General features: G+C 68.3%; 22 protein-coding genes. 13 read left to right on the top strand and 9 right to left on the bottom strand.

Translation table 11 applies throughout. From position 1 onward, the window contains the following. The first annotated feature begins 220 nt into the window (after window positions 1-220). Window positions 221-1,231, top strand: coding sequence for a phosphoglycerate dehydrogenase (locus FBZ87_RS18510; RefSeq protein WP_145612055.1), 1,011 nt, complete (start codon window positions 221-223; stop codon window positions 1,229-1,231). On the opposite strand, the gene FBZ87_RS18505 is transcribed toward FBZ87_RS18510, so the two are convergent. After that, the gene (locus FBZ87_RS18505) at window positions 1,217-2,395 is read right to left on the bottom strand and encodes a citrate synthase (RefSeq protein ID WP_145612053.1); all 1,179 of its coding nucleotides are present in this window, start codon (window positions 2,393-2,395) and stop codon (window positions 1,217-1,219) included. The two genes, FBZ87_RS18510 and FBZ87_RS18505, sit on opposite strands and share 15 nt — an antisense overlap. Window positions 2,396-2,499: 104 nt before the next feature. Between FBZ87_RS18505 and FBZ87_RS18500 the strand changes: the two genes are divergently transcribed. The 5 genes from FBZ87_RS18500 to FBZ87_RS18480 are packed head-to-tail and all read left to right on the top strand — an operon-like array spanning window position 2,500 to window position 9,409. Further along, complete coding sequence (locus FBZ87_RS18500) at window positions 2,500-3,915, top strand: acyclic terpene utilization AtuA family protein (protein WP_246134478.1); 1,416 nt, start codon at window positions 2,500-2,502, stop codon at window positions 3,913-3,915. Then, window positions 3,908-4,216: a DUF4387 domain-containing protein gene (locus FBZ87_RS18495; RefSeq protein ID WP_145612049.1), complete on the top strand. Its 309-nt coding sequence runs from the start codon at window positions 3,908-3,910 to the stop codon at window positions 4,214-4,216. Before FBZ87_RS18500 ends, FBZ87_RS18495 begins: the two co-directional genes overlap by 8 nt. A 59-nt stretch (window positions 4,217-4,275) precedes the next feature. Next, complete coding sequence (locus FBZ87_RS18490) at window positions 4,276-5,643, top strand: spinster family MFS transporter (protein WP_145612047.1); 1,368 nt, start codon at window positions 4,276-4,278, stop codon at window positions 5,641-5,643. Next, complete coding sequence (locus tag FBZ87_RS18485) at window positions 5,640-7,304, top strand: hydantoinase B/oxoprolinase family protein (protein ID WP_145612045.1); 1,665 nt, start codon at window positions 5,640-5,642, stop codon at window positions 7,302-7,304. Before FBZ87_RS18490 ends, FBZ87_RS18485 begins: the two co-directional genes overlap by 4 nt. Further along, on the top strand, window positions 7,304-9,409 hold the full coding sequence (locus FBZ87_RS18480) for a hydantoinase/oxoprolinase family protein (protein ID WP_145612043.1): 2,106 nt from the start codon (window positions 7,304-7,306) through the stop codon (window positions 9,407-9,409). Before FBZ87_RS18485 ends, FBZ87_RS18480 begins: the two co-directional genes overlap by 1 nt. 60 nt (window positions 9,410-9,469) lie before the next feature. Here the strand turns inward: FBZ87_RS18480 and FBZ87_RS18475 are convergent, their stop codons facing one another. Then, on the bottom strand, window positions 9,470-9,904 hold the full coding sequence (locus FBZ87_RS18475) for a DUF1330 domain-containing protein (protein ID WP_145612041.1): 435 nt from the start codon (window positions 9,902-9,904) through the stop codon (window positions 9,470-9,472). Between the two features lie 83 nt (window positions 9,905-9,987). On the opposite strand from FBZ87_RS18475, the gene FBZ87_RS18470 reads away from it, so the two are divergent. Further along, window positions 9,988-10,632 carry a TetR/AcrR family transcriptional regulator gene (locus tag FBZ87_RS18470; RefSeq protein WP_211106993.1) on the top strand — a complete coding sequence of 215 codons (645 nt, stop codon included), beginning with the start codon at window positions 9,988-9,990 and terminating at the stop codon, window positions 10,630-10,632. A 20-nt stretch (window positions 10,633-10,652) separates the two neighbouring features. Further along, entirely contained in the window at window positions 10,653-11,567 is a 915-nt protein-coding gene (locus tag FBZ87_RS18465; RefSeq protein WP_145612039.1) for a LysR family transcriptional regulator, read from the top strand. On the opposite strand, the gene FBZ87_RS18460 is transcribed toward FBZ87_RS18465, so the two are convergent. Together FBZ87_RS18460 and FBZ87_RS18455 are read right to left on the bottom strand one after the other, a co-directional pair. Next, window positions 11,568-12,629 (bottom strand): aldo/keto reductase, encoded by a 1,062-nt coding sequence (locus tag FBZ87_RS18460; RefSeq protein WP_145612037.1) that lies wholly within the window; start codon window positions 12,627-12,629, stop codon window positions 11,568-11,570. A gap of 240 nt (window positions 12,630-12,869) precedes the next feature. Next, window positions 12,870-13,796, bottom strand: a complete 927-nt coding sequence (locus FBZ87_RS18455; protein ID WP_145612034.1) for a LysR family transcriptional regulator — start codon at window positions 13,794-13,796, stop codon at window positions 12,870-12,872. Window positions 13,797-13,884: 88 nt separating this feature from the next. On the opposite strand from FBZ87_RS18455, the gene FBZ87_RS18450 reads away from it, so the two are divergent. Together FBZ87_RS18450 and FBZ87_RS18445 are read left to right on the top strand one after the other, a co-directional pair. Continuing rightward, on the top strand, window positions 13,885-14,337 hold the full coding sequence (locus tag FBZ87_RS18450; protein WP_145612032.1) for an ester cyclase: 453 nt from the start codon (window positions 13,885-13,887) through the stop codon (window positions 14,335-14,337). A 2-nt stretch (window positions 14,338-14,339) separates the two neighbouring features. Continuing rightward, entirely contained in the window at window positions 14,340-15,263 is a 924-nt protein-coding gene (locus FBZ87_RS18445; protein WP_145612031.1) for an NADP-dependent oxidoreductase, read from the top strand. 81 nt (window positions 15,264-15,344) lie between these two features. Here FBZ87_RS18445 and FBZ87_RS18440 read toward each other — a convergent pair whose 3' ends face one another. Next, on the bottom strand, window positions 15,345-17,168 hold the full coding sequence (locus FBZ87_RS18440; RefSeq protein WP_186454836.1) for a PHA/PHB synthase family protein: 1,824 nt from the start codon (window positions 17,166-17,168) through the stop codon (window positions 15,345-15,347). A 171-nt stretch (window positions 17,169-17,339) separates the two neighbouring features. Between FBZ87_RS18440 and FBZ87_RS18435 the strand changes: the two genes are divergently transcribed. Next, on the top strand, window positions 17,340-18,557 hold the full coding sequence (locus FBZ87_RS18435) for a site-2 protease family protein (protein ID WP_145612027.1): 1,218 nt from the start codon (window positions 17,340-17,342) through the stop codon (window positions 18,555-18,557). Window positions 18,558-18,573: 16 nt separating this feature from the next. Beyond that, window positions 18,574-18,930: a hypothetical protein gene (locus tag FBZ87_RS18430; RefSeq protein WP_145612025.1), complete on the top strand. Its 357-nt coding sequence runs from the start codon at window positions 18,574-18,576 to the stop codon at window positions 18,928-18,930. A 64-nt stretch (window positions 18,931-18,994) separates the two neighbouring features. Here FBZ87_RS18430 and phbB read toward each other — a convergent pair whose 3' ends face one another. After that, on the bottom strand, window positions 18,995-19,720 hold the full coding sequence (gene phbB / locus FBZ87_RS18425; RefSeq protein ID WP_145612023.1) for an acetoacetyl-CoA reductase: 726 nt from the start codon (window positions 19,718-19,720) through the stop codon (window positions 18,995-18,997). A 182-nt stretch (window positions 19,721-19,902) separates the two neighbouring features. On the opposite strand from phbB, the gene FBZ87_RS18420 reads away from it, so the two are divergent. Next, a complete protein-coding gene (locus FBZ87_RS18420; protein WP_145612021.1) occupies window positions 19,903-20,886 on the top strand; it encodes a zinc-dependent alcohol dehydrogenase family protein in 984 nt (327 codons plus the stop codon). 3 nt (window positions 20,887-20,889) lie between these two features. Here the strand turns inward: FBZ87_RS18420 and FBZ87_RS18415 are convergent, their stop codons facing one another. From FBZ87_RS18415 to FBZ87_RS18405, 3 genes are read right to left on the bottom strand one after another with little or no spacing between them, the layout of a single operon-like run. Further along, window positions 20,890-22,017 (bottom strand): ABC transporter permease, encoded by a 1,128-nt coding sequence (locus FBZ87_RS18415; RefSeq protein ID WP_145612019.1) that lies wholly within the window; start codon window positions 22,015-22,017, stop codon window positions 20,890-20,892. A gap of 4 nt (window positions 22,018-22,021) precedes the next feature. Next, complete coding sequence (gene rbbA, locus FBZ87_RS18410; protein ID WP_145612018.1) at window positions 22,022-24,736, bottom strand: ribosome-associated ATPase/putative transporter RbbA; 2,715 nt, start codon at window positions 24,734-24,736, stop codon at window positions 22,022-22,024. Beyond that, window positions 24,733-25,728 carry an HlyD family secretion protein gene (locus tag FBZ87_RS18405; protein ID WP_145612017.1) on the bottom strand — a complete coding sequence of 332 codons (996 nt, stop codon included), beginning with the start codon at window positions 25,726-25,728 and terminating at the stop codon, window positions 24,733-24,735. Before FBZ87_RS18405 ends, rbbA begins: the two co-directional genes overlap by 4 nt. Window positions 25,729-25,736 lie beyond the last annotated feature (8 nt).

Genomic DNA, 25,736 nt, shown 5'->3' with positions numbered 1-25,736 from the left:
GGTGCCCGCGGCTTAAGCCGCTTAACAGAACCTGAAAATGGTCCAGCTACGCTAAGCCAAGGCTGAATATTGTCAATCTTGATTGATATAGTTAAGTAGTCTGTCTGTGATGGCGCCTTGATCTTGACAGATCGAGAGGTGCCCCCTCATGTTCGTCGCCCATCAATCAACGAACCTATCGGTCAATGAACGGCGCGTCGCGGCGGCGCGGGAGGGTGTCATGGCAGGAAACCGTCGAGTCCTTATCAGTCAGAAGTTTTTCGATCAGGCATCGCTGGATTATCTGCGCGACCAAGGCTGTGAGGCTGAGGTGTTGGCCCTGCCGCCGGGTCGGGCCGATGCCGATTTGACGGAAGACGAATTGCGGGCCTGCCTGGCCGGGGCGGCCGGCTGGATCGTCGGGCATGCGCGCGTCACCCGCTCGCTGCTGGCGGCCCTGCCGGATCTGGCGGTGGTGTCCCGCCGGGGGGTGGGATATGAGCGGGTCGATTTGGCCGCGGCGCGGGAGCTGGGCCGGGTAGTCACTATCGCCGCCGGTGGCAACGATGCCGCCGTGGCCGACCATACCATCGGTCTGATGCTGGCTGTTGGGCGCCGGTTCCGGCGGTCCCAGGCGGACATGGCCGCGGGCAAATGGGCCATCCAGATCAGCACGGACCTGTACCGCAAGACCGTCGGCATCATCGGATACGGCCGCATCGGGCGCAGCGTGATCAGGCGCCTGAGCGGCTTCGACGCTACGGTGCTGGTCTGCACACCGGGGCCTGTTCCCCCGGATGCCCCCGAGGGTGTGGAGTTCGTTTCGCTACCGGAACTGCTGCGGCGCAGTGACTATGTGTCCGTACATGCGCCGCTGACGCCCGCGACACGCTTCATGATCGACGGGGCGGCGTTGGCGGCGATGAAGCCGGGTGCCATCCTGGTCAATGCCGCGCGCGGCGGCCTGGTGGACGATCGCGCCCTGCTTGCCGCGCTGGAGGCCGGGCGTCTGGCCGGCGCTGGGCTGGACGTCTTCGTCAGCGAAAGCGATCAGGATTACCGCGAGGTCACCGCCGCCCTGCTGGCGCGCGACGACGTGGTGGCGACGCCGCATGCCGCCGCCTCGTCGCGCGAAGGGCTGGACCGCACCAACATGATCGCCGCACGGTCGGTCGTGGCCGTGCTGGATGGCGGCGATCCGCCCGCCGACTGCGTGGTCGCGGACGGGCGGTCCCATTCACAGGCCGGGTAGGGGCCCGCGATAGTGCGGTTCGTGGCGCTCGCGCTCGCCGCCCAGGCTCTGCTCGATGGCGTGGGCGATCCAGCCGGCGGCGCGGGCCAGGAAAAAGGTGGCCTCGCGCGAGCGTAAGCCGAGCTTCAGTCCGGCGAATCCGCCCAGCAGGGCGAAGCTCGGCTCATAGCCGCCGATGTCCCGCGCCGCGCCGATTGCCGCCATCAACCGCTGGAAGTCGGCATCGCGCGCATAGTCGGCTTCCAGCAGATCCAGCAGGACGGTGGCACGCACGTCGCGGCCGCTGGTGGCGGGCAAGAAACCCGCGATGGCGTCGCCTTCCTGGACACGGCGGGTGATGGGCTCGAAAGGCCGTTCCGTTTCAACGATTTCCTTGACCAGCCGGCCGATGGCGGCGAACTGGACCGGGCGTGTCTTGCGGCCGATGGCGATGGTCAGGCCCGTGGACACCGCCCGCCAGGGCGAGACGCCGGTGCTGGCGATCGCCCGCACGGCGAAGGTCGCGGGCTCCAGCCCATGGTCGGCGGCCAGGATCATGACGCGCCGCAACAGCGCCGCCTGGCGGTCGGTGAGGCCGAAGGCCTCGGCGATGCTCACATGGATGGCCCTGCGGTCGGGGCGGTCATGCCCGGCGATCAGCGCCGTGAAGGCGCGCAGCACGTCGCCGCCCGTCCGGGCCATGCCGGCCGGCGAGAAATCCTGCGAGCGCGGATTCACCTTTTCGATCAAAGGGAAAAGGGCGATGGCCTGATCCAGGGGCGATTCATCCGCCAGTGCGCGGCGCACCGCCTTGACCGTATCGGGAAACGCCGGCAGCGACTCGCCGAACACCGCGTCGGCGTCCACGTCCCACAACAGGGCGGCCACGCTTTCGAAGGTGGGGCGGTTCACCAGTTCCCGGACGCTCTGCCCCCGGTAGAACAGATTGTCCTCAGTCAGCAGGGTGATGGAGCTTTCGGCGTCCAGGTCCGTCGGGCTGGCCGGCGGCTTGCGGCCGCGGCCGCGCAGCTGTTCCACGTCGGCGCGCCAGTAGCGGCGCTTGCGCGAATTGGGAATGCCCGTGGACCGCAAATTCTTGCGCGTCACATAGACGTAGAAGGTGTCGATGGTGACACCCAGCAGCGCCGCGGCCTCTTCAGCCGATATGTAGTCGTCGTCGACCATTTCTAAACTTTTATAATCAAGATTGACGACTTATCCCTTACTCCGTAGCGTCGGTCAAGTTTGTTATGCATATTGCTAAGAATAAACGGACGGGACACGAGGAAATGTCGGAGTTGGAACGGACGGTGACCAAGGTCATCGTGCCGAGTGGAATGCTCGGCGCGGGAGTGAAACGGGAACACATCGCCTATGGCCTGGCCCAGGGCGCCCATGCCATCGCCATTGACGCCGGTTCGACGGACAGCGGGCCCTCCTACTTGGCGCGCGGCGTCTCCAAGATGAACAGGGAGTCGATCAAGCAGGATCTCCTGGTCCTTCTGCAGATGGCCGATGAGGCCGGCATTCCGGTGCTGGTGGGCACCTGCGGCACCTGCGGCGCGGACGCCAGCGTGGACTGGACCCGCGACATTGCCATCGAGGTGGCGCGGGAACTGGGCATAGGCCTGCGCATCGCCTGCCTGTATAGCGAACAGCCGGCGGCGGTGCTGAAGCGCAAGCTGGCGCAGGGGAAGATCCGGCCGCTGGCGCCGCTGGGCCAGGCCACCGATGAGCTGTTCGACGCCTGCGACCACATCGTGGCCCTGATGGGGCCCGAGCCCTACATGGATGCCGTCCAGCGCGGCGCCAACCTGGTGCTGGGCGGCAGGACCACCGACACCGCCGTGCTGTCGGCCGTGCCCCTGATGCGGGGCGCCGGCGTGGCCCAGACCTGGCACGCCGCCAAGATTGCCGAATGCGGTGGGCAGTGCACGACCAACCTGCGGCGGGGCGGTGTGCTGATGCATGTCGGGACCGACCACTTCGACATGGAACCCTTGGATCTCGGCAACCGCTGCACGCCCGAAAGCGTCTCGGCCCACCTGCTGTATGAGAACAGCGATCCCTTCCTGCTGGTGGAACCGGGCGGCATCCTGGACGCCAAGGAGGCGGTCTACACCCAGGTCGAGCCGCGCATCACCCGGGTCGTCGGCTCTATCTGGCGGCCCATGCCCTACACCATGAAGCTGGAGGGGGCCCGTGGCGGCGACTACCAGACCATCATGCTGATCGGCATTGAGGATCCGGAAGTCCTGGCCAACCTCGATGAATTCCACGACCGCATGCACAAGACGCTGGTGGATCGCATCACCGCCACCTTCGGCGATGAGGCGGGCAATTTCGAGGTCTCGTTACGCCTGTACGGCTGGAACGGTACGTCCGGCCAGCCCGTGCCCGCCGATACCCCGCCACCGCGCGACGTGGGCGTGCTGTTTGTGGTGACGGCGCGCACCCAGGATCTGGCCGACCGCATGGCGCGGTCCTGCAACCCCTACTTTTTCCACATGCCGATACGCTTCGACATGGAACTGCCCAGCTACGCCTTCCCCTTCACGCCGGCCGAGATTCCGCGCGGGCGTGTTTATGAATTCCTGCTCAACCATGTCGTCGAGACCGAGGACGGGTTCGAACTGGTCAGGACGGAGTGGGTGGACGTGTCATCGACCGGCACCGTTGAGCATCTGGAGACGCCGAATGCCTAAGATCGCTGAAGTGTGCCGGCATGTCCGGTCGAAGAACGCCGGTCCTTTCTGGATCACCGTGGATTTCTTTTTCACCGACGACGACAGTTTCGCGCGCTATCGGGACGCGCCCGAGCTGGGGCCCGACCTGTTCGCCCGCCTGTTCGGCACGGACCCGGGCGGCGTGAAGCGTGTGCCGGTGGACGCGCTGCGCATGATCAAGATCTCCTACCCCCGGCCGCACCCCCAAGGCTGGCGGCATGAGCGCGACATGCATGGCGGTCAGCAGTTCGCCCGCCTGCTGTCGGTCGAGCTTGCCTGACGCCCTCGCGGTACCCGTATTTCACTCAAGCATACAATAATAAAATCGGGAGGACGCAAATGGGCAGGCAGGCCGCCCTGCATCGCCGGGACACCGCGTATTCCTGGTATGTCGCCGTTGTGATGTGCCTATGTTTCACCTTCAGTTACATGGATCGGGCTCTGTTGCAGCTTCTGGTCGGCCCGATCCAGAAGAGCTTTGACCTCAACGACACTCAGCTTGGTCTGTTGCAGGGCGCGGCCTTCGCCGTCTTCTACACGCTGTTCGGCTTTCCCCTGGCGCGTGTTGCGGATACACGGCACCGCCGTAACCTGACGCTGGTGGGGCTGGTCGTCTGGTGCGCCGCCACGGCGGCGTGCGGCCTGGCGCAAAATATGCCGCAACTGTTCGGCGCGCGGATTTGCGTCGCCATCGGCGAGGCGGCCCTGGCGCCGGCCGCCGTGTCCCTGATCGCCGATTACTTCTCGCCGGGTGCGCGGACGCGGGCGCTCAGCATCTATTCCATGGGGGTCTTCTTCGGCAGCGGGCTGGCGCTCGGCCTTGGCGGCACGCTGCTGAAATATTTCGGCCGCGACGGTGCCGGCCAGACGGAGCCGTGGCGGATGGTCTTCATCATCCTGGGTGCCGCCGGGCTCCTGATGGTGCCGCTGCTGCTGTCGGTGCGGGAACCGGCACGCCTGACGGACGACGGCCGGCGGTCAGAGGCCACCGCCAGCCTGCGCCAAGTGCTGGCGGAATTCGCCCGTAAGAAGGCGGCCCTGCTGACCACGGTCGGCGGCTTCGCTACCACCAGCATGGCGGCCTCGACCCTGGCATCCTGGGCCCCCACCTTTTTCGTCCGCGTCCACGGCTGGGCGCTGGGGCCCACGGGCCAGAAGCTGGGGGGCATGACCCTGGTGCTGAGCCCGCTCGGCGCCATCGTCGGCGCCATGCTGGCCGACGCCCTGACCCGGGTGGGCCGGAAGGACGGCAAGCTGATCGTCGGCACCGGCTCGGCGGCCTTCTGCGCGGTCGCCAGCCTTGTCATGGCGGTCACCGACCAGGCCGTGGCTCTGGTCGCCATCGGCTCCATCCAGTTCGTGGTCGGTTTCAACTTCGGCCTGGTCCAGGCCTGCCTGGCCGAACTGGTGCCCAACCGCATGCGGGCCATCGCGTCGGCCTGCTACATCGCCAGTTCCAACCTGCTGGCGGCGACCTTCGGGCCCCTGCTGGTCGGCGTGCTGAACGATCACGTCTTCCATAACCCGATGATGATCGGCCGGTCCATCGCCATCGTGGCCCCCGGCGGCTTCGCCGCGGCGGCGTTCATCCTCGCCGCCGGCCGGCGATCCTATCGTTCGACCCTGTCCTTGGTGGCGGCGGATGGCGCGGCGGCACAGCCTGCATCCGACCAGCCCACCCTTTCCCGTGTGAAGGACCCAGCATGATCGACAGCGAGATCAACCCCATCACCCTGGAAATCTGGTGGAGCCGGCTGATCGCCATCGCCGATGAGGCCGCGGCGACGCTGCTGCGCACCTCCTTCTCCACCGTCATCCGTGAATCAAACGACTACGTCACCGTGCTCATGGACGCGGGCGGCGAGACGATCGGCGAGTGCACCCTGGGGATCCCGGCCTTCGCCGCCCTGGTCGGACGCGCCACCCGCGCCATGCTGGATCGTTTCCCGGCACCGACCTGGCGCGAGGGCGACGTGGTCATGACCAACGATCCCTGGATCGGTACGGGCCATCTGCCGGACATCGTCGTGGTCGCCCCCATCTTCCACCACGGCGTGCTGGTCGGCTTCTCCGGTTCCGCCGCCCATGCGCCCGATATTGGCGGCACCTTCAAGGAGGGTCCGACCGAGCTGATCGAGGAAGGTGTGCTGATCCCCCCGGTCCGGCTTTATCGCGCGGGGGAGCTGAATGACGACCTGGTGCAGCTGCTGCTGGCCAACATCCGCCTCAAGGACATCGTGTTCGGCGACATCGAGGCGCAGGTCAACGCGAACGAGGTGTGCCGGCGCCGGGCGGTGGAGTTCCTGGAGGACACGGGCGAGCCTGATTTCAAACGGCTGGGCCGCGCCGTGACCGGCCTGGCGGAGCGGGCGATGCGCGCCGCCATCGCCGGCTTGCCCGATGGCGTCTATCGCGGCGCCATCGAGGCCGATGGCGTGGGGGACCAGCCGACGCGCATCGCCTGCGCCGTGACCATCGCCGGCGACGACATCACCGTCGACTACGGCGGTTCCTCCCCCCAGGTGGCGTACGCGATCAATTCGACGCTCAACTATACCCGCGCCTACACCATCTATCCGTTGAAGTGCCTGCTGGACCCGTTCACGCGGCGCAATGAGGGCTCCTACCGCCCCATCCGGGTGACGGCGCCGGCCGGGACCATCCTGAATCCCACCGCACCGGCGCCGGTCATGGCGCGCCACCTGACGGGGCACCTGCTGTCTTGCGCCCTGTTCCAGGCGCTGTCGCCGCTGATGCCGGAACGGGTGGTGGCCGACAGCGGCGGGGCGCCGGCCTTGCGCGCACATTTCAGCGGGCGCACCGCCGACGGGGGGCGCTTCGGCCAGCTGTTGTTCGCCAGCGCCGGCATGGGCGCCTCGGCGGAGCGGGATGGTCTGTCCACCACCGCCTTCCCCACCAATTCCGGTGCGGGCAGCGTCGAGGCGATGGAGACGGTGTCGCCGCTGCTGTTCCTGCGCAAGGCGTTTCGGCCGGACTCCGGCGGGGCGGGCCGCCAGCGCGGCGGCCTGGGCCAGGACTGCGAAATCCTGAACGCCGCCGCGGCACCCATCCAGATGGTGCTGCTGGGGGATCGTGAGCGCCATCCGGCGCTGGGCATCATGGGGGGCGGCCCCGGGGCGCCCGCGCTGGCCGCCCATCGGGATGGGCGCACCGTGCCCATGAAGTCACGCTCCCTCATCCAGCCGGGCGAAAGCGTGACGCTGTCCTTCCCCGGGGGCGGTGGCTATGGACCGCCGGCCGACCGGCCGGTCGCGGCCGTCGAAACCGATCTGAAGCGGGGCGTGGTGACCACCGACGCCGTACGCCGCGACTACCCCACGCAAGCTCTGGCCCTTGGACTGAAGTGATGAAGCAGAAGACCATCCGCATCGGCGTCGACATCGGCGGCACGTTCACCGACTTTGTCCTGCATGACGAGGCCCGCGACCTCAGCGCCACCGGCAAGCGCCTGACCACCCCCGACCAGCCGGGCCGGGCCATCGTCGAGGGCATCGTCCGCCTGCTGGCGGAGACCAACTCGACCATCGATCAAATCCACAGCATCGTTCACGGGACGACCCTGATCACCAACACCGTGCTGGAACGGACCGGCGCCAAGATCGGCCTGCTGGCCTCGGCGGGCTTCCGCGACATCCTGGAGATGGGGCGGGAGATCCGGTACGACGTGGACGATCTGGCGCTGGAACCCGTGCCCGTCCTGGTGCCGCGTCACCTGCGCCTGGACATCCCGGGGCGGTTGAAGGCCGATGGTGGCGAGTTCATGCCGCTGGACGAGCAGGCGGTGCGCGACGCCCTCCGCCACCTGGTGGAGGAAGAGGGCATCGAGGCCCTGGCCATCGCCTTCCTGCATTCCTACCGCAATCCGGCGCACGAGCTGGCGGCACGTCAGGTGGTGCGGGGGCTCTATCCCGACTTGCTGGTCTCCCTGTCCGCCGAGGTCGCGCCGGAGATCCGCGAGTACGAACGGACCAACACCACCTGCGTCAACGCCTATGTCCAGCCCCGCGTGCACGGCTATCTGGATCGGCTGGTCGATGATTTGCGCGCTCTGGGCTTCGCGGGCGAGCTGTATATCATGCTGTCCAGCGGCGGCATCACCACCATAGAGGACGCCAAGAACTTCCCGGTGCGCCTCATCGAGTCCGGCCCGGCCGCCGGCGCCATGGCGGCTGCGCACATCGCCCGCGAGACGGGACAGCGGCGGGTGATCTCTTTCGACATGGGCGGGACCACGGCCAAGATGTGCCTGGTGGAGGATTACGCCCCCCACATCAAGCATGACTTCGAGGCGGGCCGCCTGCACCGTTTCAAGCAGGGGTCGGGGCTGCCGCTGAAGGTCACGGTCGTCGACATGATCGAGATTGGCGCCGGCGGCGGCTCCATCGCGGGGCTGGACACCCTGGGCCTGCTCAAGGTGGGGCCGCGCAGCGCCGGCTCCGTGCCCGGCCCGGTCTGCTATGGACGCGGCGGCACGGAGCCGACGGTAACCGACGCCGACCTGATGCTGGGGTATCTTGATCCCGCCTATTTCCTGGGGGGAGAGATGGGCCTGCGCGACACGGCGGCCGGCGACGCGATGGAAAGCCGGCTGGGCCGGCCGCTGGGTATCGACGCATCCGGGGCCGCGCGCGGCATCCAGGCCGTCGTCAACGAAAGCATGGCGGGGGCCACCCGCATGCACCTCGCCGAGAACGGCAAAGATCCGCGTGACTACACCATGATCGCCTTCGGCGGCGCCGGCCCGGTCCATGCCTACGGCTTGGCCAAGCTGCTGAAGGTCAGACAGCTGATCGTGCCGCCGGGCGCGGGAGTCATCTCGGCCTTCGGCTTCCTGGTGGCGCCGCCCACGGTCGACTTCGTGCGCGGGTACGTGTCGCCGGTGGCTCGGCTGGACTGGCCCCATGTGCGGGGACTGATCGCCGACATGGCGGATCAGGCCCGGCGTCTGCTGGACGCGGCCAGTGCCGCCACCGTGCCGATGCAGACCAGGCTCTATGCCGACATGCGCTATGTCGGCCAGGGCTTCGAGGTGTCGGTCGGCATCCCGGCGGAGGCGATCGCCGCCGGTGACGGTGGGGCTCTCCACGAAGCCTTCGGCGCGGCCTATCGCGCCCGGTTCGGCCGGGCGGCCCAGGGCATGCCGGTCGAGGTGGTCGGATGGCGCCTCTCCGCCTCGCTGCCCATTCAGCCGATCAGCCTGACGCGGACGCGGGAGGAGGGGGCGGAGCCGCTGCGCGGCCGCCGGCGGGTCGATTTCCCGGATTTCGGCCTGGTCGACACGGCGATCTACGACCGCTACGCCCTGGCGCCGGGCATGCGCATCGTCGGCGCCGCCCTGTTCGAGGAGCGGGAGTCGACTTTCGCGGTGGGGCCGGATTGCGTGACGGAGGTCGATCCGCATGGCCATCTGATCACCACCATCGCCGCGGATGCCGGAACGGCGGCAGGCTGACAGGGCCTCAGGGGCGTCCTTCCGGTGCTCCGTTGGGCGCGGGCGGGGGCGGAAGTCTGTTCACCGTGGCAGCTCGGGCTGGGTGGTGACCATGAATTTCCAATCCGCAAACGCCGCGTGCCGGTGTGGTGCGGCCTGCTCCGCGTAGGCCGGGTTCTCAAGAATCCGGCGCAGCGTGGCGAAGTTCGCATAACGGACGATGACGATATCGTCCCAGGCTTCGCCAGCGACGCCCACCAGCACTCCTCGGACATTGCCGACCCAGAAAACCGAATAGTCCTCGCCCCGCGCGATCGCTTGGAAGGCGGGGGCATACCGCTGGAAATAGGCTTCCCTGCCTGAGCAGGGCGGCAGGTCAGAGGCCGCGTCAAAGGTGGCCTCATAGGTGGCCTGGTCCCGATAGCGCACCAGGTTGATCATGTAGACGGGGCCCGCTTCGGCCAGCGTGCTGCCCGCCGCGTCCAGCGCCGCACGGGTATAGTCAATGATCGCCATATCTCTCGCCTTCTTGGATTGTCGCGCTGGGCACTTCCACGCGGGGGATCCCACGTGAGCGTTCAGGGGCCGTCGGCGGAACTGTGCTTGCCAAGCAATACGTCCAACTGTATTTATTAGCAATGGCCAGACCGTCCCTTCGCGAAAAAATCATCGAGTCCGGGGTGCGTACGGTGCACGAGCGTGGATACGCCGGTGCCGGCGTGCGCGAGATCACCAGTGATGCCGGCGTCCCCCAGGGCTGTTTCACCAACCATTTCCGATCGAAGGAGGCTTTCGCCGCCACCATCCTCGATCGCTACCATGAGCGCACACAGGCGATCATGGAGGGCACGCTGCGTGATAAAGGCCGGCCGGCCATCGAACGGTTGCGTGCCTATTTCGATGCCATCACCGAACGGCTGGAAGCGGCGGGCTGGCGATACGGCTGCCTTGTCGGCAACATGAGCCTTGAGGTGCCGGAACAGAGCGACGTGCTGCGCGCCCATCTGGTCGAGGTTTGCCGCGCCCTCACGGACGCGTTCGCCGAGGCTGTGCGTGCCGGCCAGGAATCGGGCGAGATCCGGGACGATCTCGATGCCGGCGACGTCGCGACCTTTCTTCTCTCCGCCTGGGAGGGCGCTATGATGCGCATGAAAGTGGACCGGTCCCCCCAACCCATCGAGCAATTCAAGCGGGTGATCTTCGCCTCCATCCTTGCTCCAGGGGTGAAGGCCGGCTCCCAATAACGCGGCCGGGCATGACGGGCATGGACTGGAACGACCTCAAATATTTTCTGGCCGTGGCGCGGACCGGAAGCCTCACCCGGACGTCCGCCGATCTCGGGGTGAGCCAGTCCACCGTCGGTCGCCGCATCGCCGAATTTGAGCAGAGCGTCGGCATGGCTCTCTTCCAGCGGCATCAGACCGGTTACTTCCTCACCGACGAGGGGCGCGAGTTGCTGAGGCACGCCGAGCGGGTCGAAGACGGCATCCTGGCGTTGGAACGCGGTGCCGCGGGCCTCGACAAGACGCCGGCGGGAACCGTCCGGCTCGCGACGTCCGAGAATCTGGCGACGGACCTCATCATCCCCGCCCTGCCGGCGTTCCGGGACCGTTACCCCGGTATCTGCCTGGAAATCATCACCAGCACCGTCACGGCTGAGCTTGGAAGACGCGAGGCGGACATAGCGCTCCGCGTTGTGCGGCCGACGCGCGGCAACCTGACGGTCAGGCGCGTGGGCCACATGACCTACTCAGTCTACGGCAGCAGGGAATACATTGAGCGGCACCCTCCCATAGCCGGCGAGCCGCTGGGCGGACGGCACTTCATCGCCTGGGATGACGGCCACGCGTTCATGCCGGCCGCGACCTGGCTGGCGCGGGAATACCCTGGCTGCAAGATCGCGCTGGTCGCCAGTAGCCTGCCCGCCCAGATCGCCGCCGTGCGCGCCGGCCTGGGCCTGGCCGTCATCCCGGATTTCCTGACCATGAAGGAGGACTTCATCCGGGTCATTCCGCCCGATCAGATGTTCAGCGCCGAGGTCTGGCTGGTGACCCATGCTGACCTTGTCGCGTCCGCCCGGGTTCGGGCCGTTGGCGACTTTCTGACCGAGGAAGTGATGCGGGCCAATCCCGAGCTTTCGGGGCGCCAGGCGCCATATCCGGCGCCTGGCGCGCGTTGATCACGACGTCTGGGATATCTTGTCGGCCCACAGGTCGACAGGCCCTAACCGGTCGGAACCCTGGGTGGCGAGCATCCAGCCGGGGTATTCCGGCGGCAACTCGCTGACGGCGTCGAGCGCCGCGATTTCGTCGTCGCTGAGCACAATGCCGGTCGCGGCGATATTGTCCTCCAACTGGCTGAGCCGCTTGGCGCCGACGATGACCGAGGTCACGACGGGCTTGGCCAGCAGCCACGCCAGCGCGATGCGGGCCGAGCTGCAGCCGTGCGCCGCCGCGATAGGCTTCAGCGTGTCGATGACAGTCCAGGCCCGTTCCTTGTCGACGATCGGGAAGTCGAAGGAAGAGCGGCGCGACCCCTCCGGCGACTGGTTCTCGCGGCTGAACTTGCCGGACAGGAGGCCGCCGGCCAGCGGACTCCACACCAGCAGGCCCATCTTCTCCGCCTCCAGCAGCGGCTTGAGTTCCCGCTCCAGGTCACGCCCGGCGATGGAGTAATAGGCCTGCAGCGTGTTGAACCGCTCCAGGTTGAGGCGCGCGGAGGCGCCCAGCGCCGTCGCGATCCGCCACGCCTGCCAGTTGGACACGCCCAGGTAACGGACCTTGCCCTGGCGGACCAAATCATCGAGCGCGCGCAGCGTCTCCTCCACCGGCGTCAAGGTGTCGGTGGCGTGGATCTGATACAGGTCGATGTGATCGGTCTGGAGCCGGCGCAGACTGGCCTCGACGGCGTCCATGATGTGGCCGCGCGACGCGCCGACGTCATTCCGGCCCTGGCCCATCCGGCTGTAGACCTTCGTCGCCAGCACGACCTCGTTCCGGGGAATCCCCAGATTCTTGAACGACTGGCCCAGCGTCCGCTCGCTGGCGCCGGCCGAATAGACATCCGCCGTGTCGAAGAAGTTGATGCCGGCATCGATGCTGGCCTTGACCAGTTCATCGGCGCCCGACTGGCCGACGTTGCCGATATGCTCGTAGACTCCGGTCCCGTCGCTGAACGTCATGGTCCCGAGACAGAGTTGCGAGACCAGAAGGCCGGTATTTCCCAATGTCTTGTATTTCATCTTCCTCTCCTGAAGACGCGACGGCGCATGCGGGCCGCGGGGGCGCGGGCGCCATGTCGGTTGGTGGTGGTGATTTGTTGGCCAGCCTCGTGGCGACGCGGCGCCTTGACGGGCGCGGGAGGACCAGAGGGCGGGCGTCATCTATGTCGTGACGCCAGATTGGCTCCGCCGGTCTCGGAAAGAAATGCAAGAAAATGGCAGTTCGATTTCCAAATTTGGAAAACGCCGCTGCCTCGATGATCAGCCCTGCGCGGGCTGGATCGCATAAAGGCTCGACAGGGTGTCGCGAAGCCAGCGCTGGACCGGATGGGCGTCGTTCCGGCGGTGCCAGGACATGGCGAACGACACGGTGCCCAGCGCGACCGGCGGCGGCAGAATCAGCAGATCATCGCGCGCTGCGGACGCGTCGACCGCACCCTCCATCAGGGTGGCGATAAGGTCGGAGCGGGCCACCAGGGGAGGGGCGGCGTACATCTGCGGCAGCGACAAGGCGATGCGGCGGCGCAAACCCATCGCCGCCAGCGCGGCGTCGACCTGGCCGAACCGCTCCCCCTCCGGCGAGACGAGAAGATGGGACAGGCTGAGGAACGTCGGCAGATCCAGCATCTCCGAGGCGGCCGGATGGCCGCGCCGCATGATGCAGACGAAGCGCTCCTCAAACAGCGGCTGGCTGAGGATGCGGCCGCCCACCGGCTGGCGGGGCGGGACGCTGATCGTCAGGTCGGCGTCGCCGGCGTCCAGGATGGCGACGGCGTCGTCCCGATGGGTGAAGGCGTTGATGCGCAGCGTCACATTGGGCGCCCGTTGCCGCAGGGCTTCGGTCAGCCGCGGCAGCAGCACCAGGGCCGGATGATCGGACAGGGCCAGCGTGAACGCCTGCGACGACGTGGCGGGGTTGAAGCGCTGGGTAAACTCCAGTGTCCGGCTGATCTCGGCCAGCGCCCGGCCCAGGGGCTCCGCCAGGTCGCTGGCGCGCTGGGTGGGTTGCAACCCCGACGGGCTGCGGACGAACAGTTCATCCCCGAACAGCGCGCGCAGCCGGGCCAGCGCGGCGCTCATCGCCGGCTGGGTGCGTCCTATCCGCTTGCCCGCCCGCGTGACGCTTCGCTCCGCCATCAGCGCGTCGAAGGCGACCAGCAGGTTGAGGTCGATGCCATGCAAATCCATGCCATGGATGTTTCCACATATAGACTATCGATTTCAAGAATGTTGGTCGATTGCCTAGCTTTGGAAGGCGTCAACAAGGAGACAGTCCATGTCGCAGGACCCTATCGTCACATCCAATGGGCTCGCCGAGCGGGATCGCGTCGCGATCGAAACGCTCTACCGCGCCTTTTCCGACCATAATCCCGACCTTCTGGAGGAGGCGCTGGCCACGGACTGGCAGGACATTCCCCTCGCCCCCGGCCAAGCCCCGGGCCGCGAGGGCATGAAGCCGCTGGTCCGCGCCTTCAGCGCCGCCTTCCCCGACGTGCGTATCATCATCCACGAACTGATCGGCGCGCCGGGCCGGGCGGCTGTCCGCGCCGAGATAACGGGCACCCACCAGGGCGAATGGTTCGGCGTGGCGCCGACCGGCAGCCGTTTCACCATCCCGATCCACGAGTTCCATTATGTGCGGGACGGGCGCGTCACCCATACGTGGCACCTGGAGGACTGGTTCGGCTGGCTGCATCAGGTGGGCGCCCTGGGCACTGGGGAGAAGTGACGATGAAGGCGTTTCGTATTCATGGCTACGGGGCGGATCCGGTCATCGACACCGTCGATATGCCCCGGCCTGGGGCGGGCGACGTGCTGGTGCGCGTTGCAGCCGCCAGCCTGAACCCGCTCGATGTGAAGCTGCAGCGCGGCTATATGGAGGCTTTCTTCCCGTTGACCTTCCCCTATACGTTAGGAAGCGACCTCAGCGGCACCATCGAGGCCGTGGGCGACGGCGTGTCGGGCTGGAGCATCGGTGACCAGGTCGTGGCCCGGACGGCGCCGACCAGCGGCGGCGCCTTGGCGGAGTTCGCGGTGGTTCCGGCCGACCAACTGGTGCGTGTGGCCGATGCCCTCACCTTTGAGCAGGCCGCCGGTGTCCCGACAGCCGCAGGCACGGCCTGGCAGGCGTTGTTCGAGGTCGCCCGGCTGGGGGCTGGGCAGACGATACTCATCCATGCCGGCGCAGGCGGGGTCGGCAGCTTCGCCATCCAGTTCGCCCGCCAGGCCGGCGCGCGGGTGGTGGCCACCGCGTCCGGCGACGGCATCGCTATCGTGGAACGCTTAGGTGCCGATCTCGTGATCGACTACCGTAACCAGGATTTCACCAAACGCGTCTCAGACGTGGACGTGGTCCTGGACACCATCGGCGGCGACACGCAGGCCCGGTCCTACGAGGTGCTGCGCGCCGGCGGTTTCCTGGCCTCCATCGCCGCCCCGCCGGATGAGGCTTTCGCGAAGGCACATGGCGTGGAGGCGGCGTTCGTCTTCCACAGGTCGGATGCCGTCCGGCTGGCTGGCGTCATGGACAAGGTCGCCGCCGGGGTCGAGGTGCTGATTGACCGGACGTTGCCGGGCCGCGATGCCGTGGCGGCGTTCCGTCACCAGGCGTCCGGACGTGCGCGCGGCAAGATCGTCCTGACCAACGGATGGTGAGGAGCGGATGGTAAGGGGCGGACGAGTTCCGGCCCAGGCAACCCTCCGGGCGCCACCCGGCGTCCGGAGGGTTGCCCTGCCTCACGCCTGGTGCACGTACTCGCCGGGTGCCGGACACAGCGTTGTCGATGGCCGCGGCGGCGCCACCTGGGCCGCCTTTCCCGTGTCGCGCAACCACGCCTCCCACGCCGGCCACCAGGAACCGCCGTGGCTGGGTGCCGAGGCCGCCCAGGTGTCGGGATCGACGTATCGCTGCTCATGCTGCCGGGTGAGGATCTGATAGCTGCCCCGCTCCGCCACCGGCGGGTTGACGATGCCCACGTTGTGCCCGCCGGATACCAGGGTGAAGGTGACGGCGGTGTCGCTGAACAGGTTGATCTTGTAGACCGAACGCCAGGGGGCGACATGGTCGCGCGCGGTGCCCAGGGCGAAGATCGGCACCTTGATGTCGCGCAGCGCGACCACCCGCCCTTCCACGGCGAAGCGGCCGGCGGACAGGCGGTTTTCCAGGAACAGGCCGCGCAGGTATTCGCCGTGCATGCGCGCCGGCATGCGCGTGGTGTCGGCGTTCCAGGCCATCAGGTCGGTCATGGGCTCGCGGTCGCCCAGCAGGTAGTCGCGGATGAAGCGCGACCAGATCAGGTCGTTGGGGCGCAGCAACTGGAAGGCGCCGGACATCTGGCCGCCGCTGAGGTAACCCTGCGTCCACATCAGGTCCTCCAGCAGGCTGACCTGGCGTTCATCCAGGAACAGCATCAGCTCGCCGGCCTCGGCGAAATCGGTCTGGGCCGCCAGAAGGGACAGGCTGGCCAGCCTGTCGTCCCCGTCGCGGGCCATGGTGGCGGCGGCGATGGACAGGATGGTGCCGCCCAGGCAATAGCCGCAGGCGTGAATCCGCTCGCCTGGGACGGCGGCGGTGACCGCATCCAGGGCCGCCATGACCCCCAGGCGGCGGTAATCATCCAGGCTCAAATCCCGGTCGCCGGCATCAGGGTTCTTCCATGACACCATGAAGACGGTGTGGCCGCGCCCCACCAGCCAGCGCACCAGCGAATTCTCCGGCCGCAGGTCCAGGATGTAGTATTTCATGATCCAGGCGGGGATGATCAGCACCGGCTCCGCATGAACGGTGGGTGTGGCCGGCGCGTATTGGATCACCTCCATCAACCGGTTGCGGTAGATGACCGCGCCCGGCGTCAGCGCTACGTCGCGGCCCACCTGGAACTCCTCCGCGCCGGCCGGTGGTGCGCCCTTCATCAGGCGGTTGGCATCCTCCATCCAGTTCAGCCAGCCGCGCGCCAAGTTCGCGCCGCCCTCCTGCAGCGTGTGCCCCATGATGACGGGGTTCAGCCAGGGCACGTTGGTGGGCGACAGGACGTCGGCCCACTGGCTGAAGAGAAAGGCCAATTCGTTCTCATGCTGGCGCGCCACGCCGGGCACGCGTCGGGCGGCATCCAGCAGCAGCCTTTCGCCCAGCAGATAGGCCTGGGCCACGGCCACGTGGGGCCATTGCCGCCAGACGGGGTCGGCGAAGCGATGGTCACCGGGTTGCGGATCGACCAGGGGCGCGGCATCGCCCGCGGCGGACGCTTCCGCCAGCCACACGGCGAATTGCCCGGCGGCATCCGCCGCCGCCAGTGCCCAGCCCAGACGCCGTCCGGGGCTGGCCGACAAATGCGAGGCCCAGTCCGTCCATGCTTCCAGCAGCACCGACGGCGAAAGTCCCTGCGTCATCCGCGCCGCCGTGGCGCGCAGGGCACGGTCGAGGGCGCGAAAATCCGGATCGGCGTCCGCTGCGGGTGGTGATGGCGGCAGCGGCACGGCCGCGGTTGGCTGTGGTGCCGGACGGCGCGCGCGCCGGGGCGTGGCATGGGGCAGGATGGTGGCGGGGACGGCGGCGGTCATGGGGTGCCTCCTATCGCCGGTCCGCGGCATGGGGCCGGCCATACCCATCATGGCAGCCGTGGCGGCGGCGGCCTTGATGCATCGCAAGGCGCCTGTGCCGGCATGGGCGCATAGTGCCGTCACGGCCCGCAAGGGGCCTTCCCCATCGGCGGGCCGGGAAGGGGAGGAGTCATGGCCTCAGCTCGCCTCAAATTGCCGCATGTGCTCGGCATTCCCATTTTTGTGGACCTGTCCTGGTTCTTCGTGGCGGCCCTGATCGGGTGGTCGCTGGCGGCGGGGGTGTTCCCCGCGCTGCTTCCCGGCATGCCGAGGCCAGTCTATCTGTGGATGGCGGTGGCGGGGACGCTGGGCCTGTTCGTCTGCGTCCTGTTGCATGAACTGGCGCACAGCGTGGTGGCGCGCGCTTTCGGCATGCGGATCAACGGCATCACCCTGTTCGTCTTCGGCGGCGTGGCCGAAATCGCGGACGAGCCCGGCAAGCCGTCGCACGAGTTCCTGGTGGCGATCGCGGGCCCCGCCGCCAGTGGAGTCATCGCTCTCGCCTGCTGGGCGGTGTCGCAGCCGCTTCCGGTTCTGGGCGGCTGGCCGGCGGCGGCCACCACCCTCGCCTATCTGGGCCAGCTCAACGCCTATCTGGCGCTGTTCAACCTGGTGCCTGCCTTCCCGCTGGACGGCGGCCGGGCGCTGCGCGCGGCACTGTGGCGGCTGCGGGGCGACTATGCCTGGGCCACCCATGTCTCGGCGGCCTGCGGTGACCTGTTCGGCTTGTTCCTCATCGCGCTGGGCTTCTGGAACACCGCGACCGGCGATGTCATGGGCGGCTTGTGGGGGGTGGTCATCGGCATGTTCCTTCGGAACGCCGCCGCCAGCGGCTACCGGGACATGCAGGTGCGTACGGTCCTGGGCGGGATGCGCGTGGCCGACGTCATGACGCCGGATCCCATTTTCGTCAGTCCGCAGGCCGTCGTCGGTGATTTCCTCACCCGCTATGTCTACCGCTATCACCACCGCAGCTTTCCGGTGGTCTGGGATGGCCGCGTCATGGGCGTCGTCGGCATCCCGCAGGTGGCCACCCTGACGCCCGACGAATGGGCCGCGACCCCGGTCCGCGACATCATGGTGCCGTGCGGGGAGCTGGACTTCATCGCCGCCGACGCCGGCGTGGTCGACGCGCTCCGCCGGCTGGGCGAGGCCGGGCGCCACCGGCTGTGGGTCCTGGACCACGGCCGCCTGGTCGGCGTCCTTGCGGCCCGGGACCTGATGGTCCTGGCGTCGTTGGCCACCGACCTGCCGGCCTTGGCCCGGCACGGCGGCACGGCACCATCCGCCCGGGACGCGTCAAGCCCGCCGCATTTCACAGGGCCCAATCCGCTCGACATCCACACCTGAAGAAATGGAGGTCATCATGCCTGATGGTACGCAACCCCTGAACCCGGCCGGGACCTTGGCGAAAGGCGTCATGGAAGAGGTTTTGACCGGCAACGTCGCCTGGCTGGACGACGTCCACAGTGTCTATGGACGCTGGACCCAAGGCATGCTGGGCACCGTCCAGGAGCTGGTGCGGCTTTGGGAGGGGCGCTTCCACGAGGACTGCGAGGCGTGCAAGGCCCTGTCGGCATGCCATACACCGCTGGATCTGCAGCGCTTCGGCCAGGCTTTCGCGGTCAAGGCCAGCCGGGATTACGCCGAAGGCGTCGGGCGGCTGCTGCACGTGGCGGTGGAAGCGTTGGGGCCCCAGGCCCCACGCGATCCCCGTGGTTGAAAAGTGATGGGGCGGCCCCCGCGCCGCCCCATCCTATCGGGCTTCCCCCCTAATTGGCCCGCCCTTATTGCATGTATTTGCCGCCGTTCACGGACAGGGTCTCGCCAGTGATGAAGCCGGCGTCGTCGGCGGCCAGGAAGGCCACGGCGCGGGCGATCTCCTCCGGCTGGGCCAGGCGCTTGGCCGGAATGCCGTTGACGATGGTCTGCAGGATGTCGGCGGGCACCGCCTCGACCATGGCGGTCTTGGTGTAGCCTGGGGCCACGGCATTGACGGTGATGTTGCGCGACGCCCCCTCCAGCGCCAGCGCCTTGGTGAAACCAATGAGGCCAGCCTTGGCGGCGGCGTAATTGGTCTGCCCGGCCTGGCCTGACAAGGCGTTGACCGAACTGACGTTGATGATGCGGCCATAGCGGCGCTCGCGCATGCTTTCGATGACGGCGCGGCACATGTTGAAGCAGCCGCCCAGGTCGACATCGATGACGGCCCGCCATTGCTCGGGCGTCATCTTGTGCAGCATGGCGTCGCGGGTGATGCCGGCGTTGTTGACCAGGATGTCGATGGGGCCGTGTGCTGCGGTGACCCGCGCCACGCCGTCGGCGCAGGCGGCATAGTCGGTGACGTCCCAGAAGACCGTCGGCAGGCCCGTCGCCTGCCGGAAGGTGGCTGCCATCGCCTCGTCCGCGGGCGGGCAGGTGGCCACCACGGTGTGGCCGGCGGCCTTCAAGGCCAGACAGACGGCGGCCCCTATGCCGGTGACCCCGCCTGTGACCAAAGCGACGCGTACCATCAGAACCTCCATCCCCTATGTGTCGGTTGCGGGCCCATGGGACCATGCGACGGCCAGTGCCTCCTTGTGATGCGTCAAGACAGCGGCGATTCCGGCCCGGATTGCGGCCGATCAATGCGGGAATCCGGGAACCGGCGTTCACTAGGGGCCGGCCGGGGAGCCGTCCAGACGGAGGAAACGTCATGCGTGCCATGGTTTGGGATGGGACGGGGGCGCTGAAGGAACGGGGTTTGCCCGATCCGGAACCGGGGCCAGGCGAAGTCCGCCTCGCCGTCCGGGCCTGCGGCGTCTGCCGCACCGACCTGCACCTGATTGACGGCGACCTGCCGCCGGGCGGGCTGCCCCGCGTTCCAGGCCATGAGATCGTGGGCGTCGTCGATCGGCTGGGTCCGGGGGTCGTTGACCTCAGCCTGGGCCAGCGCGTGGGCGTGGGCTGGTTGGGCCACAGTTGCCAGCGCTGCCCTTATTGCCTGGCTGGTCATGAGAACCTCTGCGACCAGCCCGCCTTCACCGGCTATACCCGTGACGGCGGCTTCGCCACGCTGGCCGTTGCGGAGGCACGCTACGTCTATCCCTTGGACGGCATCGACCTGGCCGACACCATGGTGGCCCCGCTGCTGTGCGCCGGCCTCATTGGCTGGCGGTCACTGGTGATGGCCGGCCCGCATCGCAAGTTGGGCCTGTATGGCTTCGGCGCCGCCGGCCATATCATCCTGCAGGTGGCCCGCTGGCAGGGCGCCGAGGTGTTCGTCTTCACGCGGCCCGGCGACCTGGCCGCGCAAGAGTTCGCCCTGGCCCTGGGCGCCGTCTGGGCCGGCTCGTCGGAGGAACCGCCGCCCGAGCCCCTGGACGCGGCCATCCTCTACGCCCCGGTGGGTGCGCTGGTGCCGGCGGCGCTGGCGGCGGTGCGCAAGGGCGGGCGGGTGGTCTGCGCCGGCATCCACATGAGCGACATCCCCGCCTTTCCCTACAGCCTGCTGTGGGGGGAACGCCAGCTGGTCTCTGTCGCCAATCTGACGCGGGCCGATGCGCTGGATTTCCTGCGCGTCGTGCCGCTGGCGGGCATCCGGCCGGCGGTGACGTCCTATCCGTTGTCCCAGGCCAACCGCGCGATCCAGGATCTGCGGGCCGGGCGGGTGCGCGGGGCGGCGGTCTTGGTGCCCTGACGGTCAGCGCGCCGCCGCCAGATGACGGCGGAAGCGCCATAGGCTGAGGCAGAAGAACAGCGCGCCCATGCCGGCGACGGCGGCGAAATGGCGCCAGACCAGGGTGATGTCCGCCCCCCGGTACAGGATGGCCTGGGCGAAGGCCACGAACTGGGTGGCGGGGGAGAACTGCATGATCCGCTGCAGCCAGACGGGCATGCTTTCCAGCGGCGTGTTGCCGCCCGACAGCAGGTTCAGGGGCAGGACGATCAGGATGAACAGCAGGCCCAGCTGCGGCATGGACCGCGCCACCGTGGCCAGGAAGATTCCCAGGGCGGTGGTGAAGAACAGATAGACGGCAGTGCCGGCCAGGAACAGGGGCAGGGACCCGGCCAGGTGGATGCCCAGGGCCCAGCGGATGATCAGCGCCAGGGAAAGCGCCGTCATGCCCAGCACCACCAGGCCGTTGGCCAGCACCTTGGCCCCCATGATCTCCAACGGGCGCACGGGCATGACCAGCAGATGCTCCAACGTGCCGTGCTCCCGCTCCCGGATGACGGCGGCGCCGGTCAGCAGGACCGACAGCATGGTAACGTTGAACAGGATGGCCATCAGGCCGGTGAAGCGCGTCGTTTCCAGCGTCTGGTTGAAGGCGAAGCGCAGCTGGGCGCTGACCGCGTCGGGGACGGTGGTCGTCTTGTCGCGCGCCAGGAAGCGTGTGACCTCATCGCTCAGCACCGACTGGATCTGCGCGGCGCCGATGCCGGCCTGCATCATGGCGGTGGCGTCCACCAGGATCTGCAGCTCCGCCCCCCGGCCGGCCAGCAGGTCGGCCTGGAAGTCCGGCGGCACGTCCAGCACGAAGGTGTAGCGCGCTTCGGCCATGGCCCGGTCGACCTCGCCCTTGCCGATGAGGACCGGGGCCTGGAAGTCCGGCGCGCGGAAGGCGGAACGGAACCGCAGCGCCAGCGGCGACTGGTCCTCGTCCACAATGGCGATGGAGGCGTTGCGCAGCTCGTGGCTGATGCCCGTGGCCTGCAGGTAGATCATGCCGGTGAAGGCGTAGAGCACGAAGAACAGCATGAAGCGGTCGCGCAGCAGGCCCGCCAGTTCCTTGCGCGCCAGGGTCAGCAGATTGCGGAAGGCCGCCATGGGCTCAGGTCTCCTGCTTGCGCAGCAGCACGGCCGCCGCCAGCACCAGCGCCGGGAAGAAGGCCAGCAAGGACAGGATGAAGGGCGTCAGCTCGGCCAGCGACAGCCCCTTGGTGAAGGCGCCCACCACCGTCTTCACGAAGTATGTCGTGGGGAAGATGGCGCCCAGCAGATGGGGCATGCCCGACAGGGTGGAGACGGGCTGCATCATGCCGGAGAACTGGATGGCCGGCAGCATGGTGACGATGGCGGTGCCGAACACGGCGGCGGTCTGGGTGCTGACGAAGCAGGATACCAGCAGGCCCAGCGCGGTGGTGGCCATGACGTAGGCCAGCGCCCCCAGGCTGAGGCCCGCCAGGCTGCCCTTCAGGGGCACATGGAAGATGACCAGCGCCATCATGACCATGATGGCGTAGTTGAAGAAGGCGATGGCGATGTAGGGCAGCTGCTTGCCCAACAGGAACTCCAGGCGCGATACCGGCGTGACGTAAAGGTTGGTGATGGACCCCAGCTCCTTCTCCCGCACCACGCCCAGGGCCGTTAGGATGGAGGGGATGAAGACCAGCAGCAGGCCGATGACGCAGGGCACCATGGCGTCGGCGGAACGGAAGGCCTGATTGTAGCGGAAGCGCGGAATGAGGTTCAGTCCGGGCGCTTCCTCGACACCGGCCTCCGTCGCCAGATCCTGCCGCAGCCGGACGAACAGGCCGGCGACATAGCCCTGGATGGTTTCCGCCCGGAAGGGCATGGCCCCATCGATGCGAACGGCGATCTCCGCCGGCGTGCCCTTTTTCACGTCGCGGCCGAAGTCCGGCGGGATATCGACCACCAGGGCGACGTCATTGGCCTGAAGGCGTTTCAAGGCCTGGGCCGCGTCGGCGGCGGGTGGCGTTCCCTGGAAGTAGCGGGAACTGGAGAACGCCTCCACCACCGTGCGCGACAGGGGGCTGTGGTCGCGGTCCAGCACGGTATAACGCAGGTTCTCAACATCGAAGTTGATGCCGAAGCCGAAGACCAGCATCAGCATCAGGGTACCGAGCAGGGCGACGGTCAGCCGGACAGGGTCGCGGCGCAGCTCCAGCCCCTCGCGCAGGGCATAGGCCGACAGCCGCCGCGGCGAAAAGGCGCCGGCGTCGGCCAAGGCGTTGGGCGCTTGCGATGCAGTCGCCGGGGCGGGTGTCGGCGCCTCATCCGGGGCGCTTTCCCGCATGTAGGCGACGAAGGCGTCGTCCAGGCTGGTGGCATCCTTGGCCCGGCGCAGGTCATCCGGTGCGCCCACCGCCAGCACGCGGCCGGCCTGCATGAAGGCGACGCGGTCGCAGCGCGCGGCCTCGTTCATGTAGTGGGTGGAGACGAAGATGGTGACGCCTTGGTCGCGCGACAGGGTGATCAGCTGCCGCCAGAAGGCGTCGCGGGCCACCGGGTCGACGCCCGAGGTGGGTTCGTCCAGGATCAGGACTTCGGGCTTGTGCAGCACCGAGACGGCCAGCGACAGGCGCTGGCGCACGCCCAGCGGCAGGCTGTCCGCCAGGGCCGTCAGGTAGGGGGCCAGGCCGAAGTCCGCCACCACCTCGGCGATGCGTTCGCGCGCCGGCGTTCCCAAGAGGCCGAACAGGGTGGCGTGCAGATCCAGATTCTGCGCCACCGACAGGTCACCGTAGAGCGAGAAGGACTGGGCCATGTAGCCTACCCGGCGGCGGGTGGCCAGGTCGCCGGGATCGACCGGCCGGCCGAACAGCAGAGGGGTCCCGGCGCTGGCCGGCAGCAGGCCGGTCAGCATCTTCATCGTGGTGGTCTTCCCGCAGCCGTTAGACCCCAGAAAGCCGAAGATCTCCCCCTTGGGAATGGCGAAGCTGACCCGGTCCACGGCGACGAAATCGCCGAAACGGCAGGTCAGCGCCCGCGCCTCGATGGCGATGGGCTGGCCGGGCGGCAGGGCGGTGGTGGCCGCGGCTTCGTCCGGCCCCCGCCGGTCCGCCGGCAGCAGGGCGACGAAGGCCGCTTCCAGGGTGGCCGTGCCGGTGCGGCTCATGAGCTCGACCGGCGTGCCGTCGGCCAGGATGCGGCCGCCGTCCATCATCACTGCCCGGTCGAAGCGCTGGGCTTCGTCCATGTAGGAGGTGGCGACCAGCAGGGTCATGCCCGGCCGCTCTGCCCGTATGCCGTCGATCAGATCCCAGAACTGCCGACGGGACAGCGGGTCGACGCCGGTGGTGGGCTCATCCAGGATCAGCAGGTCGGGATCGTGGATCAGGGCGCAGCACAGCCCCAGCTTCTGGCGCATGCCGCCCGACAGCTTGCCCGCCGGCCGGTCGGGAAAGGGGGCGAGGCCGGTGGCCGCCAGCAAGCGGTTGATGCGCTGGCGGCGCTCCCCCGGGCCCTGCCCGAACAGCTTGCCGAAGAATTCCAGGTTTTCCCGCACCGACAGGTCGGGATAGAGGTTGCGGCCCAGGCCCTGGGGCATGAAGGCGACGCGGGGTTGCAAGCGCCGGCGGTCCCCCCCGCGCGCCATGTCCCCGCCCAAGACCTCCAAGCCGCCCCGCTGTAGCCGCTTGGCGCCGGCGATCAGGCCCAGCAGGGTGGACTTGCCCACGCCATCCGGGCCGATCAGGGCCAGGGTACCGCCGGCCGGCACCGCCAGGGTCACGGCATCCAGCGCCGCGATGCGGCCATACTGGTGGCTGATGCCCGTGGCGCGGACGGCGGGGGGCGGTGTCATTGCGCCGCCGTGGTGGTCAGGCGTGACTGCAGCCAGGCGGGCCAGGCGGCCTTCGCGTCCAGGCGGACATAGGCCGTGCCGCTGACACCCGTCTTCACCTGCTCGATATGGCTGGTCACCAGGGCCTGCGGCACCCGGGCCTTCAGGCGGAACATCATGCGGTCACGCTCCGCCCGGGTTTCCACCTGCTTGGGCGTGAATTGGGCCTTGGGCGCCACGAAGCTGACCTTGGCCGGGATGGCCAGGCCCGGCAGGGCATCCAGCAGCAGGCGCACGTCGGCGCCCAGCGCCACGCGGTTGGCATAGTCGGTGGGCAGGAAGAAGGTCATGTAGACATCGGACAGGTCCAGCAGGGTGGCGACCTTGCCGCCGGCGCCCAGCATCTCTCCCGGTTGCGCCAGCTTGTACAGGATGCGGCCGGTCACCGGCGCCTTGAGGATGCCGTCGTCCGCCAGGTCGCGCAGCCGGTCGGCATCGGCCTCCGCCGCGCGGATCGCCTCCTCGGCGGCGCTCAGTCCGCTCTTGGCCGACCGCAGGGCGGCCGAGGCGCTCTTCAGCTGATTGCGGTTGGTGTCCACCCGCTGCTGCGAGACGTTGCCTCGGGAAAACAACTCGTTGGCCCGGTTCATCTCCTTGGTGGCGAACTCCAGGTCGCTTTGCCGCTGCACCACCAGGCTGGCGGCCTGGTCGCGGGTTTTCTGCGCCTGCGCCAGGGCGGCGGTGGCGGCACGGTATTGGGCCTGGACGTCCCGCACGTCCAGTCGCGCCAGCACGGTGCCGGCCTGCACCAGCTGACCCTCCTCGAATTCTATGGTCAGGACGCGGGCCGCGTACTTGGCGGCGATGTCCACCTCCTGCGCCTCGATGCGGCCGTCGGCGGAGACGAAGCCCGCCGGCAGCACGTTGCCGCGCGTGCGCAGCCACAGCAGATAGCCGCCGCCGCCGGCGCCGGCCAGCAGGATCAACACCAGCAGGAACTTGAGGAAACGCATGGGGCCGG

The organism is Nitrospirillum amazonense, assembly GCF_007828035.1.
In the GTDB taxonomy this organism is placed as follows: domain Bacteria; phylum Pseudomonadota; class Alphaproteobacteria; order Azospirillales; family Azospirillaceae; genus Nitrospirillum; species Nitrospirillum amazonense.
This window is presented reverse-complemented; position numbering and strand designations above follow the sequence as displayed.

Bases quoted from the DNA above. Each gene is read 5' to 3' on its own strand.
- FBZ87_RS18510 (WP_145612055.1), top strand. From the start codon at position 221: ATGGCAGGAAACCGTCGAGTCCTTATCAGTCAGAAGTTTTTCGATCAG.
- FBZ87_RS18505 (WP_145612053.1), bottom strand. From the start codon at position 2,395: ATGGTCGACGACGACTACATATCGGCTGAAGAGGCCGCGGCGCTGCTG.
- FBZ87_RS18500 (WP_246134478.1), top strand. From the start codon at position 2,500: ATGTCGGAGTTGGAACGGACGGTGACCAAGGTCATCGTGCCGAGTGGA.
- FBZ87_RS18495 (WP_145612049.1), top strand. From the start codon at position 3,908: ATGCCTAAGATCGCTGAAGTGTGCCGGCATGTCCGGTCGAAGAACGCC.
- FBZ87_RS18490 (WP_145612047.1), top strand. From the start codon at position 4,276: ATGGGCAGGCAGGCCGCCCTGCATCGCCGGGACACCGCGTATTCCTGG.
- FBZ87_RS18485 (WP_145612045.1), top strand. From the start codon at position 5,640: ATGATCGACAGCGAGATCAACCCCATCACCCTGGAAATCTGGTGGAGC.
- FBZ87_RS18480 (WP_145612043.1), top strand. From the start codon at position 7,304: ATGAAGCAGAAGACCATCCGCATCGGCGTCGACATCGGCGGCACGTTC.
- FBZ87_RS18475 (WP_145612041.1), bottom strand. From the start codon at position 9,904: ATGGCGATCATTGACTATACCCGTGCGGCGCTGGACGCGGCGGGCAGC.
- FBZ87_RS18465 (WP_145612039.1), top strand. From the start codon at position 10,653: ATGGACTGGAACGACCTCAAATATTTTCTGGCCGTGGCGCGGACCGGA.
- FBZ87_RS18460 (WP_145612037.1), bottom strand. From the start codon at position 12,629: ATGAAATACAAGACATTGGGAAATACCGGCCTTCTGGTCTCGCAACTC.
- FBZ87_RS18455 (WP_145612034.1), bottom strand. From the start codon at position 13,796: ATGGATTTGCATGGCATCGACCTCAACCTGCTGGTCGCCTTCGACGCG.
- FBZ87_RS18450 (WP_145612032.1), top strand. From the start codon at position 13,885: ATGTCGCAGGACCCTATCGTCACATCCAATGGGCTCGCCGAGCGGGAT.
- FBZ87_RS18445 (WP_145612031.1), top strand. From the start codon at position 14,340: ATGAAGGCGTTTCGTATTCATGGCTACGGGGCGGATCCGGTCATCGAC.
- FBZ87_RS18440 (WP_186454836.1), bottom strand. From the start codon at position 17,168: ATGACCGCCGCCGTCCCCGCCACCATCCTGCCCCATGCCACGCCCCGG.
- FBZ87_RS18435 (WP_145612027.1), top strand. From the start codon at position 17,340: ATGGCCTCAGCTCGCCTCAAATTGCCGCATGTGCTCGGCATTCCCATT.
- FBZ87_RS18430 (WP_145612025.1), top strand. From the start codon at position 18,574: ATGCCTGATGGTACGCAACCCCTGAACCCGGCCGGGACCTTGGCGAAA.
- phbB (WP_145612023.1), bottom strand. From the start codon at position 19,720: ATGGTACGCGTCGCTTTGGTCACAGGCGGGGTCACCGGCATAGGGGCC.
- FBZ87_RS18420 (WP_145612021.1), top strand. From the start codon at position 19,903: ATGCGTGCCATGGTTTGGGATGGGACGGGGGCGCTGAAGGAACGGGGT.
- FBZ87_RS18415 (WP_145612019.1), bottom strand. From the start codon at position 22,017: ATGGCGGCCTTCCGCAATCTGCTGACCCTGGCGCGCAAGGAACTGGCG.
- rbbA (WP_145612018.1), bottom strand. From the start codon at position 24,736: ATGACACCGCCCCCCGCCGTCCGCGCCACGGGCATCAGCCACCAGTAT.
- FBZ87_RS18405 (WP_145612017.1), bottom strand. From the start codon at position 25,728: ATGCGTTTCCTCAAGTTCCTGCTGGTGTTGATCCTGCTGGCCGGCGCC.